Genomic DNA, 17,320 nt, shown 5'->3' on the forward strand with positions numbered 1-17,320 from the left:
GTCGATGCCTTGCCCACGGTGAGAGGCTGTCGTGGCCGGCCCAGACGTTGGCCCCACAAGTTGCATGCCGACAAGGGCTATGACTTTGCGCGTTGCCGAGCCCACCTGCGCAAGCTGGGCATCACGGCGCGTATTGCCCGGCGTGGTATCGAGCGCAATGACCGGCTCGGGCGTCATCGCTGGGTGGTGGAGCGCACCCACGCTTGGTTGGCTGCCTTCGGCAAGTTGCGCACTCGCTTCGAACGTCGCATCGATATTCATGTCGCGCTGCTTTCTCTGGCTTGCTGCGTCATTTGCATTCGCCATCTCGCACCGTTTTGTTAGCCGCTCTAAATCGCTCCAGACAGATTCGGCAGTGATTCCTTCACCCACCTCATCGGACTGCGCAAAGCCCACGTCGTACAGATCCTCATGCAGCCCCTTGATTTGCTGCGTCAACGGCACCTCAAAAAGACGGATATCTATCTCTGGCTCCTCTTGTCTGCACATCGCAAGCAAAGCCGGCAGGCGCGACGGCGTAATGCCATCGGACAGTGCGATGCGCAATTGGCCGTGGAAACCATTGGTCGCGGCCTTAACGCTGTCACGGGCCTGTTGCACGGCAGTAAATACGCGAGGCACGTGTTCCAGAAAAAGTTTGCCCGCTCGGGTCAACCGCGTACTGCGGCTGGTGCGGACAAACAGCTGTTCGCCAAGAATCTCCTCCAACTCCTTGATGGTGCGAGACAGCGGAGACTGCTCGATGTGCAGCCTCACCGCCGCACGAGCGAAATGAAGCTCCTCTGCTACTGCTAGAAAGCATCGAAGGTGACGTAATTCCATGCCGTAAGATCTCCAACATAGACGCCGCACTTCGTTGCCAACCCATAGCATGCTTTCACATTGATCGAGCTTTATGCATACAGAATTGTTCGAAGTGTAGGGCCACTAAATCTGTGAAATTCAACAACCACTTGAGACGTCTCTAGTCCAGTCGAATCTTTGAACGCAATCGAGCGTTAACCAAGTCAACAAGCCACAACATGCCGCCACGCCAGAAGCCGTGCAATCTGGCTTGGTGACTGCGATAGAGCAGCACATGACTGAACTGGGCAAGCCAGCCCTTGAACGTTGTTCCCTTTAAAAGCCCCGTTTTCCCTAGCGATCCATAAGCGTCGTATTCCGACAAAGAAACTAACGAGCCAAAGTCTCGATGTCGAAAATCCGGCACGGGAACATCACGCCGGAAGAACTCGGGCAAATGGCGGATCAGATGCTGTGCCTGTTGGTGCGCAACCTGTGCAGTTGGAGGAAGAGGACGCTCTTCACCTTCATACTGCAGGTTCGCACAATCGCCAACTGCGTACACATTAGGATCAAGCGTGGTCTGAAGATTTGGGCGCACGACCAGTTGATTGGTTCGAGTCGTCTGCAATCCATCCAGCGTCCCTAGAAACTCAGGTGCTTTGACTCCGGCTGCCCAAACGCGCAAGGACGCACTTACCTCCCGTCCGTCGCCCAACGTGAAGCCATGTGTAGTTGCTGCTGCCACACGGACGTTTTTGAGCACTCTTACCCCCAGGTTTTCAAGGCGCTTTTGAACCGCATCTGAAATGTTCTGGGGGAACGCCGATAGCAAACGCGTACCGCTGTCGATAAGAGTGATATGGATGCAAGATCGCAATCCATGGCCCCCATAGGCCTCAGCCGCATCTGCCAAGCCGATCAGCTCCGCAGCCAACTCGACGCCCGTTGCACCACCACCGACGATTGCGATGGATAGATCTTGTGTGATGCCTTCCAGCTCCTCCTCGGCCAAGCACTGCAGAATTCGAATCCGGATCTCTGCACTGAACGCCTCTGCTTGAGAGCGGGAGTCAATAGTGTGGCAATGTTCTGCTACTCCGGGTGTACCAAAGTCATTGGCCTGGCTACCTACCGCAATGATGAGTGCGGTATAGGTAACGCGCCTTGCAGGAACCAGAACGCGACCGTCTGGTGCTTTGTATGGAGCGAGGAAGATCGCGCGCGATTTGCGGTTCAGACCGCAGAGTTCACCTGGTTCAAAGCTGAAGCCGGCCGCGCTTGCTTGCGCGATGAAAGGCGTCTGTTGCTGGTGCACATCGCGAGTTCCTGCGGCGATTGTGTGCAGCATAGGCTTCCATACGTGTGCAAAGTCCCTGTCAATCAGTTTGACCGGCGGGTGAAGTAGGGGTTCGCGACGATGCAATCGCCCAAGTTCAGTCGCTATCTCCAACCCCGCGACCCCTCCACCTACAACGACGATTGGCCGAGACGGGTATAGCGGAGATTTATGAGGGTATTGAGCATCATTCATGAAGTCTCTAGGCCTACTATTTTTCGTTTTTGGAGTCATCGGAAGGTTCTTGAAGTTCACGAAGGAGGTGTTGAAACGGTTGTGAGCGGCGCAGGGCTACACTCCCCGCCTCTTGCAGTCGCCGCATGTCTTCGGGGGTCACGCTGAAAGACGTGGGGATATGTTCCAGCGATGCGTCGCCGGTATCGCCCAGGCTCACACCGACCACATGAATTTGTGCGTCGGATGCGAAAGGACTTCCAGTCTGCCCCCGCAGGGTCGTGAGTTCCTGCGACCACCGTTGCAAGTCGTCGCGCAACAAAGCCAAAGTCACCTGTGTCTCACGCGACCCTGCTCCGAAGACCAGTGTGTTGATGACTTGCATCACCCCGGGAACCCTGTCGCTTTTGTCAATTCGCTCTCCCAGCCCACGTTCTGCGTTGACCACGAAGAGCACTACACGCCGTATCGATCCTGCCTTGGCCCCTCGGAACGCATGGTCGAGCGAGCCGTCGACGATGACCCTGTCCAATAGTGGACGCACGCCCAGGTTGTCGCTGACGCCTCCATCAACGAGGTGAATGAAAGGGCGTGCCTGAGCATCTCGGTAGCTTTCTGCTGACAACCTGAACATGCGGGCTCGGAAGTTGTCGGCATTCTTTGCCATTGAGCTGGGGCTGATGAGGGCGCTCTCTTCAGTTGAGCGGCAACGATCTGCGTGGTTGCGCAGGGTAAGAGGAGCAAGCAGCAGCGGAACAGAGGCTGATGCCGCTACTGCGAAGGACAGCGGTGTCTGAGACAGGTCGCTGCAAAGCAAGGCCATTTGCTCAGAATTGAACTCAAATGGGGCGCCTGTGCTCAGGTCGGTGGCCGTGACGACCAACAAAGGGGCGCCGGGTCGGGCTGCTGCATCGCCAAAGGTCTTTCCGCGATACAGCTCATCCAAGTGGTCTGCAAGCACGTGGCCTCGGCCGTACCAAGGCGAGGTCAGGCGCCATAAGGTGTTTGGCATCACCGCCTGGGTCAACAGGCGATCTTGGAAATCCACACGCAGATAGTCCGGCTCAAAGCGCGTGAAAACATCGTCCCCGAACGCAGCGTAGTAGCTGGCCAAAATGCTGCCACCAGAAACCCCACTGACCAGGCCAACAGTGTCCAGCAACGTGCCTTTGCGTCCATCCCATTCAAGGGGCGTTGCTTTCAGCTCCCGCAGTACGCCGAGGCCAAAGGCAGCGGCTCTCGCGCCGCCTCCAGAAAACGTCATCGCAGCCACGACCGAACCGCGCTGTGTCGGTGGCGCTGCCTGAACAACAGCCTCCAGAACACCAGGACCGGCAGGCTCATTGACCCAAGGGCGCGCGGTAGAGCAGCCAGCCAGCAATGTAAAAGCTGCCAATGCCAGCAGCCTTGACGCCGCGTCAGCCTGTCGCTCCAAATGCGGCGCGCACTTCATGTCGCCGCCGTCGAAGAGCTTTGCTCGTGACTGTTTCCCGCATTGAATCGCTGAAGCCAGGTAGCGAGCCGTCCGCCGAAAAGCAACTCATAGAGCACGGGCACAAGCCCCAAGGTGATCAAAGTACCGAGCAACAACCCGCCGATGATGGTGATGGCCATCCCTGCCCACAAGGTTCCGCCGAACAGCAGCAACGGTATCAACCCCGCGACACAAGTGAGCTTGGTCATCACGATAGGACGCAACCGGGCAACGGCTGCGGCGATCACGGCTTCTCTGCGGGGCTTGCCCAAAGCCAGCTCTGCCTCGATCCGTTCAAGCAAAAGCACAGCGTTGTTGACGATGATGCCCGCGAGCGAAAGCAGCCCGAAATTCGCCATGAAGCCGATGGGCTCGCCTGCCAACATGAGGGCTGGTGCCACACCAATCAGCGCGAACGGAATGATGCCGATGATCAGCGCCAGCTTCCGGAATGAGCCAAACTGCCAGATGAACAACACCAGCATGGCGACGATGGCATGTGGCATGTACTCAGACAACGCCATGTTCGCTTCTGCAGCTTCCTCGATTTCCGCTCCCAGCTCGATACGATACCCAGGCGGCAGAGCGATCTTGGCAATCTCTGGCGCTGCCACATCCACTGTCTGCTGTGCGGTGGCCTGCGTGCTTCGCCCCTCCACAGTAATAGTGCGTGCAAGATTTCGGCGTCGGATGACCGATGGTTCCGACTCCAGTGAAACGCTTGCCAAAGCCGACAATGGAACAGGAGTAGCACCGCTTACTGGATACACCAGCGTATTCGCCAAGTCTTCGGGTCGAGCACGATCTGAATTGCCGCCACGTACTACCAATGGAACCAGGGTGTCGTTGTCTCGAAGAACTGACACAGCCGTTCCTGAGTAACGCGTGCTGAGAGAGGTTGAAATATCCTCACTGCTCACCCCTAAACGCCGGGCTTTGGCCTGATCAATCTGCACGTCAACACGCGGAACACGAGATCCCCAGTCGTTGCGCACCTGAATGACGCCTGGTATCGGACGAAGAACAGATTCGATCTGCTGCCCAATGCTCCGCAGCACCGCCTCGTCTGGGCCGCTCACACGGTAAGCAACCAAGCCGGCATCGTTGGAGCCACGTGAGAAACGCTTGGCGTCGATTCGGACTTCAGGATGTGTCTCTGCCATCCACAGACGAGTACGCTCTATCATGGCGTCGATGTCTTTGGCGTTCTTCACACTCACTGTGAAATAGCCAATGTGCGACGCCGGCAAAGGTGGGTTAAGCACAAGCACTACACGAGGGCCGCCATCAGCCACATAGCCAATGCTGGTGGTCACCTCTGGGTTGATATTCGCATCACTGAGCCAACGACTGAGATCGCGCACCACGGCTTGCGTGCGCCGTGCATCGCTACCCGGCTGCAACTCCAGGACTACTTGGTACTGTGGGCGATCCGATGGAGGCAGAAAGCCAGCAGGCACTCTGGACAGCATGAACATGGCAACCGAGAGCAGCACAGCCATAGCTGCCAGGAAGATGCCTTTGTGCTCTAGAACCTTGCGAATGACACGTGCATACCCTTGGTAGAACCGGCTGTTCTTGGGCGGCTCTTCGCTACCGTGCTGGCCTGTTTTCAAGAACAGATAGCACAACAGTGGCGTGACGGTAAGACACAGCAACCAGGAGCCGAGCAAAGTCAGCGTCAGCACCACGACCAAGGGACGCAGGTACTCGTTGATCGCCGTGTTGCCGAAGAAGAATGGCGAGAAGGCGAAGATGATGACCAGCGAAGACGTCAGCAACGGAATTGCCAACGTTCGACCTGCCGCGATGCAAGCCTCTTTCCGGTCATCACCTGCTGCCAGGCGGCGCTCAACGTCCTCCACGATGACGATGCCGTTGTCAACCAGCAGGCCCAGCGCGATGATGATGGCAGCCATGGAGATGATGTGCAGTTCGACCCCCAACGAAAGCATCACCAACAGCGTCGCCAGGATGGTCAGCGGCACGATGCTGCCGACGATGATGCCGGCACGCCATCCCAGGAACAGGACTACCACCGCCATCACGATAACGATGGTCTCTCCCATCACCTGGTTCATGCGGCCCATTTCGCGCTCGACGACATCCGCCTGGAAGGTCACATAGTCCAGCGAGAAACCTGCTGGCAGTTGCTGGGACAGCTCATTCACCCGCGCTTTGAGTTCCTTGCCGAGCGTTTTGATGTTCTGGCCGCTGCGCATGGAGACCCCAAGAACGACTGCGTTCTCGCCCCGGTAGATGGCAGCAGTATCAGGCGGGTCTGCAGGCAGAACACGAATTTTTGCAAGGTCGCCGAGGCGCACGCTGGCAGTGGAACCCTTGGTGCCTCCTTCAGGCAGAGCTAGAACGAAGTCACGCAGCGCGTCCACGGAGCGCACTTCGCCAGAGGCGACTACAGCACTGTTGAGGCCCGATAGAACTACTTGCCCACCGGAGAGCACCACGTTCTGCTGCTGCAACTGCTGAACCACTCCAGCAGTGCCTAATCCCAAACCTGCCAAACGATTGCGGTCAAACTCAATGTAAATGCGTTCATCTTGCAGCCCGTGAAAGCTCACGCCCTGAACCCCCTTCAGACCGTAAATTCCCTCCCGCAGCCGCTTCAGCGGTTCGCGCATCTCACTCATGGAGAAGCCTGGTGCAGTCACGGCGATCGATGCGATTGCCACGCGCCCGAAGTCGTCATCGATCTGCGGCGGCAGCGTGCCAGTGGGGAATAGCGGAACGGCTTCTTCTACCTTGGCGCGCATGCGCTGCCAAACGGGAAGCAAGGTCTTGACCTCCTCCCGCAGGGTCACTTGCACAATGACACTGCCACTGCGCACCGTACTCGTCACGTGCTTGAGTTCGGGCAACTGGCGCAGCCGTTCTTCGAGCGGCCTGGCGACGAGTTGCTCCATTCGCTCGGCCGGTAAGCCTGGATTTGCCACGAAGATCAGTGCATCGCGGATAGTTGTGGAGGGCTCTTCCTGCGAAGGAAACTTGAGAAATGCCAAAGCGCCGGTGATCAGCACCAATAGTGCGACGAAGAACGTAAGCCGGCTTGAGCGCAGTGCGGACTCGGTGAGCTTCATTGCGCAGCCCCCCTGCTTTGACCATGCAAAAGAGTCTGCGGCTTATGGCTCACGACCTTTTGACCGTCTTGCAGGAATGCGGCTCCTGCTACGACGACCTGATCGCCTCTGCTCAACCCTTGGGTAATGACAACTCGTCCTTCAGGCAGAAGATCGGCTCCCGTTTGCACATCACGACGGAGCAACTTGCCGTCGGTGTCCATCACGAAGACACTGGCTTGCTTGGCCTGGGTTCCAGGAAGCAAGGCGGCGACTGGCAATGTGATGTCTGTCTGCGAAGTGCTGCGCGGCAGTTCAACGGAAACCACTCCGCCGCTGCGAAGCGAACTGTTTGGTTGTGAAACGCGATAGATGGCCTGAACCAACGAGCCGTTGTCGCTGCGGTTTGAAACTCGCTCCAACTCAAGTTCGAAGCTACCGACGCTGTTTGACCCGCGCGCTTTCGAGCCACGATCAAGCTTCCCCGCCACGGTATCGGGCAACGTGGTGACAACCTCTAAGGCGCGACCGGCTTGAACTTGCAGGATGACTTGGCCAGGTGCCACATCGGAATACGGCTGCGTCAGCCTTCCAACCACCTCGCCATCGAAAGGAGCGACGATCCGAGTCAGTGCCAATTCCCGGCGTGCTGTAGCTAACGCAGCGTCGGCAGCTTCTACCTGGCTGCGCGCCAACCGCTGGGCTGTGCGGGAGGACTCCAGTGCTGTTGGCGAGATGATCTTGTCTCGTGCCAGTGTCTCTTGTTGTTGCAACTGCATGTCGCGTTCAACCAGCGAAGCCGAAGCGGCAGCCCTGTCCGCTTCGGCTTTCTCCAGGCGCCAGCGAGCAGGAGCTTCGTCAAGTCGCGCGAGCACCTGCCCACTGCTGACTCGATCACCTACCTCGACGGCAATCGCCACGATGCGACCGGCAGTCTCAAAGCCAAGATCGCTGCGCTGGCGAGCACGCAGGGTTCCGACAAAACTGCTCGCTGAATTGCCCGAAGCGCTCATACCAACCACTTCCGTCTTCACGGGTTTGGGCGGGGGCGTGTTGACCTCTGGCGTGGGTGAGCACCCTGCCAGGACCGCGATAGCAGCCAGTAAAGCTACGCGCGGCAGAAGTGGTTTCGGAGTTGAGAAAGTACGCATGGTTGGCTCTTTGGCGAGGTAGTTGTCAAGGTAGATCGCGGCTCAGATCACGAAACGCTGAGCGCATGGAATCGCGCTGATTCGGACTGAAAGTGTGGAGTTGCAGGAGTTCGAGCAAGAGCAGTCCATCCAGCGCTGCAGAGAGAAGAAGTGCTCGACCAGCCATGGGCCCGCGATCCAGACTGCTGTAGCTCTTTTCAAACAAGGAGCGCACAGGAGGAAGCAAGTGGGGATGCGTAGTTGCCGCCGCAAGCATGTTTGTCAGGAGGCGCTTTTGCGCAGGCGGCATGTCGAACGTGAATTGCTCCAGGCCATCAACGAGCGACTTAAGCGATACCTCACCGTCAACTACCGAGCCACCTCGGGTCTGGAAGTCCAGCTCGCCGACCATGTGCTCGACCAGTGCACTCAACAAGTCGTCCCGCGTTTTGAAGTGGTAGATCAGCCCGGCCTTGGTCACACCGGCGGCTGCAGCAGTAGCTTCTATGGTCAGGTGCTGAACGCCGTGTTCGGCAACCAAGTCTGCAGCAGCGCTCAGTAGTTTTTCTCGTGAACTGGGTCGGCGTGCAGCGGTAGACATCTGAAATCCTTCTTGAAAGTAATCTATACGTATAGTAAAGTAATTAAATCGAAGCTGTCAACGTCTGGAGTCTTGAATGTCCTTACCAATCGTTTTTCTACCTGAACGCTGTCTACGATCCTTCGTAGCTCTCGCATCGGCCACTTCGCTGTTGGGCATGGTTGGCTGCGCCTCTGCACCACCTGACTCGATGCCCAAAACCTCAACAGTCCAAGCGCCAAAGAAGTGGTCAGGTTCCTCTGCTGAAGCAGGTACGCTCGTTGAATCGGATTGGTGGAAGGCATTTGATAGCCGAGAACTCGACGCGCTGATCGAAGCTGCTCTGGAGTCGAATCGTGATCTGCAGGTGTTGGCAGCGAGGCTTGCGCAGGCGCGGTTACTGGTTGACGGAGCACAAGCAGAACGACGCCCACAGTTGGGCGCAGTTGCTGGGGCGCAGCGCGGTCGCGACAGCAGTGCTGACCCAAAGACCGAACGCAGCGTTGCTGGCTTCAGAGCTAGTTGGGAAGTCGACCTGTTTGGAAAGGGGGGGCTAGCCGTGGAAGCTGCAGCAGCTGATGCGCAGAGCGTGGCGAACGCCCTTCGTGCGGCTCGCATTGCCCTGACGGCAGATGTAGCGAACGCGTATTTCGAGCTTAGAACTTTAAACGCGCGCGCGGTATTGGGCCGTGACTCAGCACAGTTGGCCAGCCGCCAAGTGATGGTCGCGAAACGCAAGTTCGATGCAGGGCAGTCCTCAGCATTGGATGTGGATCGTTGGGAGGCAGAGCTTTCCCAAGAGAGAGCTTCGGTGACCGAGATCGAAGGAATGATGCGCATCCGCCAGCAGCAACTTGCCGTGTTGCTGGGCAGTAGCGAAGCACCAACGTTGACCCTAAAAGATGCTGCATCAGTACCGGCTGCACCTGCCCCCGTTATGCCAACCGATCTGCTTGAACGTCGGCCAGACGTACTTAGGCAAGCTCGCGCGCTGGATGCGGCACTTGCGCGTGTAGGGGTTGCCCGTCGCGATGTGTATCCAAGTTTGCGGATCGACTGGAGCGGCGCACGTGAGCGGTTGGCTGCCACCGGCGGGTCAGCATCCCCCGTATCTGTGGTGGGTTACGGCATATCTCTAACCCTTCCATTGCTGGATGGGGGACGAATCCGCAGCAATATCGCAGTGCAGGAAGCAAGAGCACAGGAAGCTATGGCGGAGTATGAGAAAGCCATGCTTTTGGCTCTCGCCGATGTGGAAGTTGCACTTGCGCAGTGGACCACTTCAGGAGCCGCACTTCAAGACTGGCACCGAGCACAAGTTTCAGGGGAACAGGCGGCCAATCGGTCGGAGCGCTTGTTCGAAGCAGGGGTCGTGGACCTGGGATCAGTGCTTGATGCTCGTAGAGTGCATATGAGGGCGCAGGCTGCCGTGATTCAAGCAGAAGGTGCAAACTTTGCTGCAGCGGTGGCTTTGCGAAGGGCATTCGCCGGTGGGGTATGAGTCGCCAGTTTAAGTAGCAAGGGACTGTTGTTCTGGGATTAACTGGAGTTGCGCCTGCATGACCGGGCAGCCTCACGCCAATGCCTGAATGCATTCGGTCTTTTTCGATAACCGCTCAATGCAGGCATGCAGATGGAAACATCTTCCTCGGCCCTTGCCTGCAAGTGTCCCGACGCTCGGCTTGATCCAACTTGGCGTTACTTGGATTTGGCTGCTTGTATGGTCAGCAACTTGTCCCCGCCATGTGCTTTGAGGGCCGCATCCATTGCCTTCACGTAGTCGGGTTGGGCGCTCTCCAGAAGATCGCGCCCCTTGGCCGTCAACACCGTGTACACGCCTCGCTTGTCGTCTGGGCAAAGATCCCTGATGGTCAATCCGGTACGCTCCAAGCGCTCGACCATGCGCGAGACCGAACTTTGATTCAGACGCAAATACGTGGCCAGCTCCTGCATGCGCAACTCTGAATCCGGCGACCGCGCCAAAACGTCCAAAGCGCGATATTCCGACAAGCCCAGTCCATGCTCGGCTTGTAGTACCTTGCCCAAGTCTGCCTCGACATTGGCAATGACTTGGGTCAGCCTGAGCCATGCATCGCTCTTTTTCGACATCATCTGAGTGCTCTCCGCTTGAACTATCAGTGGTGCATTTTCTCATATGCATGCCCATGCAAGTAAATATGAAAGGGACGGCTACCGGGCACGAGGGCCCGTCCGAAACGCCAGGAACGGTTCCAGGCTATCCGGGACGGTCAATTTTTCGGCTTGTAGTCCATGCCAAATCAGAGGATCACCAGCAAGCAACGCGTAATTGGAGCGATAGTCGAAGCCATGCGCAGCCGCTTCGTGACGATCCACGGCAAACAACATGCGGGTAATGCCGGCATAGCGCGCGCTCATGTAGCACAAGGCGCATGGCTCTCCCGATGCGAGCAACGTCATTCCATGAAGCTGCGGCATGCCAAGGTGGCGGCACGCATCACGAATGGCCTCCACCTCGGCATGCGCTGTCGGATCGCGACGCTCACGAACGCGATTGACACCACGGCCAATCACATGCCCATGGGCATTGATGACGAAAGCAGAGAAAGGAATGCCACCGTCATGAACATGGGCGATGGAGTAGGCCACCGTTTCCTGCATGCGCTGTGCGAGCGACTTTCTGCATTCAGTCAGCGTCATGCAACCGCGCCACCCTGCGCACCCTTGAGCTTGGCACTGTCCGCAAGCTTCAGCCAGACGACCCCGCCGATGATGACAGCGAGCCAGAACGCCTGGGCGAGCGTGACTGCTTGATCCAGAAGTACGCTGCCGAAGGCCGCTGCCCCGACCGAACCGATACCTGCCCAAACTGCGTAGCCGATGCCCACGTCGATAGATTTCAAGGCAACACTGAGCGCATACAACGTCAGCAAGAAGAACACCAGCGCAGAAATAGACCAGTTCAGCGCGGTAAATGCCTGGCTGCCCGCGACACTGAGTGCGTAGCCAATCTCGAAAGCGCTGGCAAGCAGCAACATGATCCATGCGCGTCCATTGCCTTGGTTAGTTTCATTGGTTCTCATGTGAAATTCCCGATTGAATAAGTGATAGATAAATGAGGAGAGGGTCGGCTGCTTTTATGCCGCGCCGCTAAGGCGCAAACCAATGACGCCGCCAATCACGAGCGCGATGCCGAAAAACTTGCTCAAGTTCAGTCGTTGTTCGAAGAACATCGCGCCCAGAATGACAATTCCGACACCCGCTACAGATGTCCAGATGGCATACCCGACGCCAACGTCGAAGGTCAGTAGGGCCAGACTGAGGAAGTAGGTGGCGATGCCCCCGCTGACAAGCGTGGCCGCTGTCCAACCAAGTCGGGTAAAGCCTTTTGCGTTTCCTGCGGAAATGGCAACCGCGATTTCAAAGATCACGGCGATGCCAAGATAGAGCCAATGCATGCTGAGGTTTCCTTTCGGTGTTGTGCCCAGAGAGCAATGAATAAAGGGTTGATGGAAGAAGATGGCACTCAGGTACGTGGTATTTGGCCGCCCTCGTGCTCCAACTGGTCGATGGCGTGCCTGAGTTCGTCCAGAGATGGCGTGCCACGAAAGACCCGCTCCCCGACGACGATGGTGGGCACGGACGTGATCCGCATGTCCTCGCGGGCATGGCGCTGCGCTTCATGCTGGCGCTGGCGGTAGGTTCCCCTGTCGAGCGCCTTTCGGGCCTTCTCTGCGTCGAGTCCCGCTTCGGCGGCAAGCTCAACCAGATGCTGTGAATCGCCAATGTCTACATCGTCTTGAAAGAAGGCACGCAGGACGCGCATGGAATATTCATCATCAAGGCTCTCGTCTTGTGCCATTGCCAGCAACTCGAAAGCTGCCGCCGTGCGTGGTTGGGGGGAGATTGATGGCAACTTGATCTGTACGCCGAGACGCTGTGCCAAGGGATAGACGGATCTTTGCCAGACAGCAGGCAGATACGGATCTTCTGGCCTCAGCGTGGGTTCCGGCTCTGGGCGCAGCTCGAAGGCGCGCCACGAGATAGCGATGTCTCGCTCCCCAATGGCCTCGGACAACACTTGCTCAGCAAGCAGGCAGTAGGGGCAAACGTAGTCTGAGTAGATGGTGATTGATGTCATTTGAAATGTCCATATATTTGCATGTGCATGCACATTAATCAGCGTGCGTCAGGCTGTCAATGTATTTGCATGCACATGCACTTTGAGGCAAAGGGATGGATCGAGACTTCAAGCCGAATGAAGTCAAATGGCCATGCCACGCTTCCGTCCAATCTCCCACGACACCCCACTGCTGCGCACCGTGGCGGCAAGCTGCTGCCCCAGCCGTTGCTCGATCACCGGCCGCCACGGCACCAGACTGAACCCCATGCCGTCGTCCAGCATCGCGTACCGCCCACTGGCGAGCACGACATTGCGCCGATAGATGCCGGCCACGCGCTGACCGTCGGCGACGGGGCGATGCTCCAGTCCGGTGTCGGCGGTAATGTCCTTCGCAGCCTGCGCCAGCTCCCTGTTTCGCAGCGTGCCCAGCAGGTTGCGGGCGAAGATCACACGCTGTCCCCGCCGCTCGGCCAGCCCCTGTTCGGCGAGGAAGTCGGCGCGCTGTTGCAGGGTGTTCTTGACCTCGCCACCAAAGCCCAGGTCGCCCAGCCCCTTGCCGCCACCGATCAACTGCTGATCCAGCCAGGTGGCGCCGATCACGCGGGCCTGCCGCTCGATCGACAGGTGTGATTTCAGCTCCACCGCCACACCGCCCAGCCGTTGCGCGTCGTACTGTCGGCCACGCCCGGTCAGGTCATGTGGCACCTTCCATAGTCCGTCCGCCACACGTTCCACAATGCCAGCCCGGCGCAGGGCTTCCAGCCGGCGGACGTGGGCCGCAACGACTTCCTGCGGGTCGCGGCCGGGCTTGGCTCGGCCTTGCTCGATAGCCAAGTGATGATCGGTGCGGTACAGGCCATCGCTCGCCAGCGCGGCGATGTTCTTGTCGGCCGCCCGCACCTCGGAAGAGCCGCGTACCTCCACCACCGCGCCAATGGGATAGTTCACCAATTCGTCGCGGGCGTTCAAGGTGAAGTAGTGGGCCTTGCCGTCCACGCCGTCGATGACCAAATAGCCACGGTCGTGCAGCTCGTCTGCCAGCCCCTTGCCGGCGACGCGGCCGACGATGGTGCGGCCGCTTCCATCTGCTTCTCGGCCCGGCTCGAAAAACGCCAGCTCGCGCGGCTGGCCGCTCATGGCCCGCTGCATGGTGCGGATGATGTCGCCACGCTCGCCCAGGGCGCGCAAGGTCTTCTCCGCGTCGGCATGGACGGCCCAGGTGCCGGGCTGCGTCTCGTCGGCCAGGCCCAGGCGCTGCAAGCGTTGCAGCCGGCCGATCAGCAGCAGGCGCTGGCGCTGTAGCCGGGGTTCGTTGAAGCATTCGATCTGTACCCGGCCATCCCCGTCGGCCTCGCGTTGCAGCGTCTGGTCGAGGCTCGTCCACCGCTCTTGCTCAACTTCGCGCTGCAAGGTCTGCTGGATCTCCAGTTCGGTGCGTGGCCCCAGCCATTCGGTCGCCAGCTCGCCGGCGCGATGGCGAAAGCCGTGGGCGATGTAGTCGCCCGCGATGATGAGGTCTTTGCCGGTGTCGTCGCGCCCTCGCACGATCAGGTGGATGTGCGGGTTGTCAGTGTTCCAGTGATCGACCGCCACCCAATCCAGCCGCGTTCCCAGGTCGGCTTCCATGCGGTTCATCAGGTGTCGGGTATAGGTGCGCAGGTCGCCCAGTTCCGCCCCGTCCTCCGGGGAGACTATGAAGCGGAAATGGTGCCTGTCGTCGGCGCAGCGCTCCTTGAAGGCGTCCAGGTCGGCTTCGTCGGCCTGCGACCCGTAGGCCCGGCCCGGTTCGCCATCGCGGCCTACGCCGTCGCGCTCGATGTAGCGCAGATGTTTCGCTAGGGACTGTGGGCTGGCGTGGCGCTGATTGACCAGCAGAGTCTTGATCGTTACGCGCCGAGACATGGGCGTCAGCTTCGCGCCCGCGAAGCGGGCCGCCGTATGGCCGCGCCCCAGGCGTGAGCCAGGCCGCTGGCCAGCGCGTGCGCCGGTGCCGCCCGCTGCGGAATGGCGCATCGAGGACTTGCCGCTGCTGGCCTTGCCAGCCTGCTTGAGCACCTTGGAAACGAAGCTCTGGCCCTGGCCCTTGCTCCGGTTCTTCGGGGCGCTCGGGCGCACGCGGAAATCGTCATCGCGGCGGTCGGTCATGGCTGCGCTCCCTGCAAGCTACGGCGTTTCCTGTCGTGCGAAGCACGCGGGCATGTCTGCATTGGCGCGACACTCGCGCCCCACGCGGCACGGCGGCGAAGCCGCTGCGTGCCGCGCAACCCCCATGTGCAGACTGGCTTTCGACGCGGCCCAGTGCCGCGTCCTTTTGTCTTGCCTTCCGCCTTTGCCCTTCGCTGTCGCTGCGGGCATCGTCGGCCCGGTGGCGCTGCTGCACTCGCTGGCAGCCCGCCTGCAAGTGCGCCTATGGCCGCAGGCCGGGCGCGTTCGAGGCAAGACGCCTGCACGTTGGACGGCTGCGCCGAATGCAGCGGGAAGTGCGGTGCCCAATGCGTAGGATTGGCACCCGCACTGCACGCCCGACGACACGGCGAAGACCGGCAGAACGACGCGCCTGATAGCACGATAAGAGGCACGGCAACGTGCAGCGAATCGGTGGCCATCATGGGCGTGTCTCCATCCAGACCGGATGTGCGACGCCGATCACGGCGGATGCGCTGACCGGCCCGAAATACCGGCTGTCGAACGACGCCGGATTGGTCACGCTCAACAGGAACAGCTCACCCGCCTCAAGACGACGGCAAAGCTGCAAGGATGGCAACGGCCGGCCCAGCCGGTCGGCAGGCAGCGCAGCGGCCACCGGCACGTCGTCGATGCGTATCTGACCGGCGACGATGCAGACGTGTTTCGGCGCGACCGCGCCCACACGTTTGAGCAGCGGAACGTGTGCCGGCAGGTAGCCGCGCTGCGCAGCGAGCACGGCTACATCTGGCGGCAATGTGGTCAGGACGACGCTGCCCACAGATAAGGGACGTGGCAGCGAGTCGGTGCCGTGGCGCTGCGGATCGACGCGATACCAGCCGACCGTAACGCTGTCGGACGGGTTGTAGATTAGGCGCGGCAACGGCTGCACGAAAGCTGCCCAGGCCAGCGCAGCGAGGCCGATGGCGGCGAAGCCCGCCAGCACGAGGCGAGCGCGCAGGCGCGAGCGAGGAAGCGGCGCGGCTTCCGGCGTGCGTGCGGTGATGGAATCAGCGGTCATGGCAGCTCCCTCCCGGCCAGCCAGGCGGCATGCCGCTCGGCGGTGTATTCGGGCAGCGGCAAATGCGCGGCGAGCCGGTTGGCGAGCGTGCGCCAGTACGCAGGCGACACGTCAATGGCAGCTATATCCAGCGCCTCGATGCCGTCGATGCGTTCCAGTACGGCGCGCACATTGGCGTCACCTTCGGCATGCAGCAGCAGGCACGCACCTGGCTGCACGCCGGGGATGCGCTGCACGGCATCAAACGGGGTAGCTGCCTGCATCACCATGAGCTGCCAGCGGATCGTGCCGTAGTCGTTGGCCTGCCAACGAACGCGGCAGAGGATTGCACCCGGCACGAACATCGCGCAACGTCGCCAGCGGTCGAGCTGGAGCGTGCGCACTGGTTCGCCGAAGCGAAGGTAGAGATTGAAGCGCGGTTCGATATAAGCCAGCGCCACGCGCGTCAGCGGCGCGCTGGCCGGTTCGCTGGACGGTGCAGCGTGCGCAGCCGTGATCGCGATGGCGGGCTGTGCGGCAGCAGACAATGCGGATGTGGTCATGGCGTGTTCTCCCTGTGGTGTTCTGGAAACTCGCGCTCCAGCAAACCGCGCAGCAGGTCGGCCACGGTCACGCCTTGCGTGAAGGCCGACACCTTGATGCGCGCCCGCATGGCGGGCGTGATGTCGAGGGTCAGGCGCGCGGTGTAGAGGTCGCCTTTGTTGAGCGCATCGGCATCGCCCTGGCGAATCCACGCTTCAGCGTGTGGATTGGCGGGCGGACGCGTGCCGATGCCAACGCGCTTGGCCGGGCGTTTGCCGTTGGGTGGGTTGCTGTTGTCGCTCATGACGGCCACCGCAGCAGCTCATCGACCAGCGCGGTGATTTCCTGCGCCGCTGCACTAGCGGGAGCCGTCTCCCGCGCCAACCGGCCTGCAGCCACACTGTCGGCGAAGACGATGCGCTGACGCACCTCGCTGCGCAGCGCTGGCAACGGCTGTTCTGCCAAGGCTTGCCGTGCTTCGCGCCCGATTAACGCGCCGGTTGATGACAAAGGCCGCGTGTAGCGCAGGCCGGAACACTTGGGCCTCACGGATCAGCGCCACCATCTCGGCGCTGGCCCACAGGTCGTAGGGGCTAGGCTGCACCGGGATCAGCACGCGCTCGGCCGCCAGCAGCGCAGAGCGTGCCAAGGCAGCGATCCTGGGTGGCCCGTCGATGATGACGTGATCGGCTCGCCTGGCGAGCTCTGGGGCTTCCAGGTGCAGTGTTTCGCGTGCCAGGCCCACGGCGCTGAACAGCCGGGGCAAGCCCTGCTGGCTTCTACGCTGCGTCCAGTCCAGTGATGACCCCTGCGGGTCGGCATCCAGCAGGATGACGTGCTGGCCGCGCAGCGCCAGTTCGCCCGCGATGTGCGTGGCGAGCGTGGTTTTGCCGACGCCGCCTTTTTGGTTGAGCAAGGCAACGATCATGGCGCGGCC

General features: G+C 60.2%; 16 protein-coding genes and 2 pseudogenes. 2 read left to right on the forward strand and 16 right to left on the reverse strand.

The features are described from left to right. Positions 1–324, forward strand: a 324-nt coding sequence (locus tag BM144_RS06500; RefSeq protein WP_139225677.1) for a transposase, incomplete at its 5' end; no start/stop codon positions are given. Positions 325–333: 9 nt separating this feature from the next. Here BM144_RS06500 and BM144_RS06505 read toward each other — a convergent pair. The 6 genes and pseudogenes from BM144_RS06505 to BM144_RS06530 form a co-directional block, all read right to left on the reverse strand. Beyond that, positions 334–822: pseudogene (locus BM144_RS06505) on the reverse strand (LysR family transcriptional regulator); the annotation flags it as partial. Between the two features lie 142 nt (positions 823–964). Further along, a complete protein-coding gene (locus tag BM144_RS06510) occupies positions 965–2,317 on the reverse strand; it encodes an NAD(P)/FAD-dependent oxidoreductase (RefSeq protein WP_092950507.1) in 1,353 nt (450 codons plus the stop codon). 16 nt (positions 2,318–2,333) lie between these two features. Beyond that, positions 2,334–3,560, reverse strand: coding sequence for a patatin-like phospholipase family protein (locus tag BM144_RS06515; protein WP_245783567.1), 1,227 nt, complete (start codon positions 3,558–3,560; stop codon positions 2,334–2,336). A 185-nt stretch (positions 3,561–3,745) separates the two neighbouring features. Continuing rightward, on the reverse strand, positions 3,746–6,865 hold the full coding sequence (locus tag BM144_RS06520; protein ID WP_092950509.1) for an efflux RND transporter permease subunit: 3,120 nt from the start codon (positions 6,863–6,865) through the stop codon (positions 3,746–3,748). Continuing rightward, on the reverse strand, positions 6,862–7,878 hold the full coding sequence (locus tag BM144_RS06525; RefSeq protein ID WP_245783568.1) for an efflux RND transporter periplasmic adaptor subunit: 1,017 nt from the start codon (positions 7,876–7,878) through the stop codon (positions 6,862–6,864). Before BM144_RS06525 ends, BM144_RS06520 begins: the two co-directional genes overlap by 4 nt. A gap of 142 nt (positions 7,879–8,020) precedes the next feature. Continuing rightward, positions 8,021–8,575, reverse strand: a complete 555-nt coding sequence (locus tag BM144_RS06530; protein ID WP_092950511.1) for a TetR/AcrR family transcriptional regulator — start codon at positions 8,573–8,575, stop codon at positions 8,021–8,023. A 157-nt stretch (positions 8,576–8,732) separates the two neighbouring features. Here BM144_RS06530 and BM144_RS06535 point away from each other — a divergent pair, with 157 nt between their 5' ends. Then, positions 8,733–10,055 (forward strand): efflux transporter outer membrane subunit, encoded by a 1,323-nt coding sequence (locus tag BM144_RS06535; protein WP_092950512.1) that lies wholly within the window; start codon positions 8,733–8,735, stop codon positions 10,053–10,055. Positions 10,056–10,252: 197 nt separating this feature from the next. On the opposite strand, the gene BM144_RS06540 is transcribed toward BM144_RS06535, so the two are convergent. From BM144_RS06540 to parA, 10 genes and pseudogenes are all read right to left on the reverse strand, one after another. Continuing rightward, the gene (locus tag BM144_RS06540; RefSeq protein WP_092950513.1) at positions 10,253–10,666 is read right to left on the reverse strand and encodes a MarR family winged helix-turn-helix transcriptional regulator; all 414 of its coding nucleotides are present in this window, start codon (positions 10,664–10,666) and stop codon (positions 10,253–10,255) included. Between the two features lie 78 nt (positions 10,667–10,744). Further along, a complete protein-coding gene (locus BM144_RS06545) occupies positions 10,745–11,233 on the reverse strand; it encodes a nucleoside deaminase (protein ID WP_217644327.1) in 489 nt (162 codons plus the stop codon). Then, positions 11,230–11,616: a DMT family transporter gene (locus BM144_RS06550; RefSeq protein WP_092950515.1), complete on the reverse strand. Its 387-nt coding sequence runs from the start codon at positions 11,614–11,616 to the stop codon at positions 11,230–11,232. Before BM144_RS06550 ends, BM144_RS06545 begins: the two co-directional genes overlap by 4 nt. Positions 11,617–11,670: 54 nt before the next feature. Continuing rightward, positions 11,671–11,991 carry a DMT family transporter gene (locus tag BM144_RS06555; protein WP_092950516.1) on the reverse strand — a complete coding sequence of 107 codons (321 nt, stop codon included), beginning with the start codon at positions 11,989–11,991 and terminating at the stop codon, positions 11,671–11,673. Positions 11,992–12,059: 68 nt separating this feature from the next. After that, entirely contained in the window at positions 12,060–12,674 is a 615-nt protein-coding gene (locus tag BM144_RS06560; protein WP_092950517.1) for a DsbA family oxidoreductase, read from the reverse strand. Between the two features lie 123 nt (positions 12,675–12,797). Beyond that, the gene (locus BM144_RS06565; protein ID WP_092950518.1) at positions 12,798–14,801 is read right to left on the reverse strand and encodes a relaxase/mobilization nuclease domain-containing protein; all 2,004 of its coding nucleotides are present in this window, start codon (positions 14,799–14,801) and stop codon (positions 12,798–12,800) included. A gap of 460 nt (positions 14,802–15,261) precedes the next feature. Next, positions 15,262–15,861, reverse strand: coding sequence for a S26 family signal peptidase (locus BM144_RS06575; protein WP_092950520.1), 600 nt, complete (start codon positions 15,859–15,861; stop codon positions 15,262–15,264). Further along, positions 15,858–16,403 (reverse strand): DUF2840 domain-containing protein, encoded by a 546-nt coding sequence (locus BM144_RS06580; protein WP_092950521.1) that lies wholly within the window; start codon positions 16,401–16,403, stop codon positions 15,858–15,860. The genes BM144_RS06575 and BM144_RS06580 overlap by 4 nt, the downstream gene beginning before the upstream one ends. Then, positions 16,400–16,687: a chromosome partitioning protein ParB gene (locus BM144_RS06585; RefSeq protein ID WP_092950522.1), complete on the reverse strand. Its 288-nt coding sequence runs from the start codon at positions 16,685–16,687 to the stop codon at positions 16,400–16,402. Before BM144_RS06585 ends, BM144_RS06580 begins: the two co-directional genes overlap by 4 nt. Continuing rightward, a pseudogene (gene parA / locus BM144_RS06590) lies at positions 16,684–17,311 on the reverse strand (ParA family partition ATPase). The gene BM144_RS06585 and the pseudogene parA overlap by 4 nt, the downstream one beginning before the upstream one ends. Positions 17,312–17,320: the final 9 nt, after the last annotated feature.

The organism is Paracidovorax konjaci, from assembly GCF_900112675.1.
GTDB lineage: Bacteria > Pseudomonadota > Gammaproteobacteria > Burkholderiales > Burkholderiaceae_C > Paracidovorax > Paracidovorax konjaci.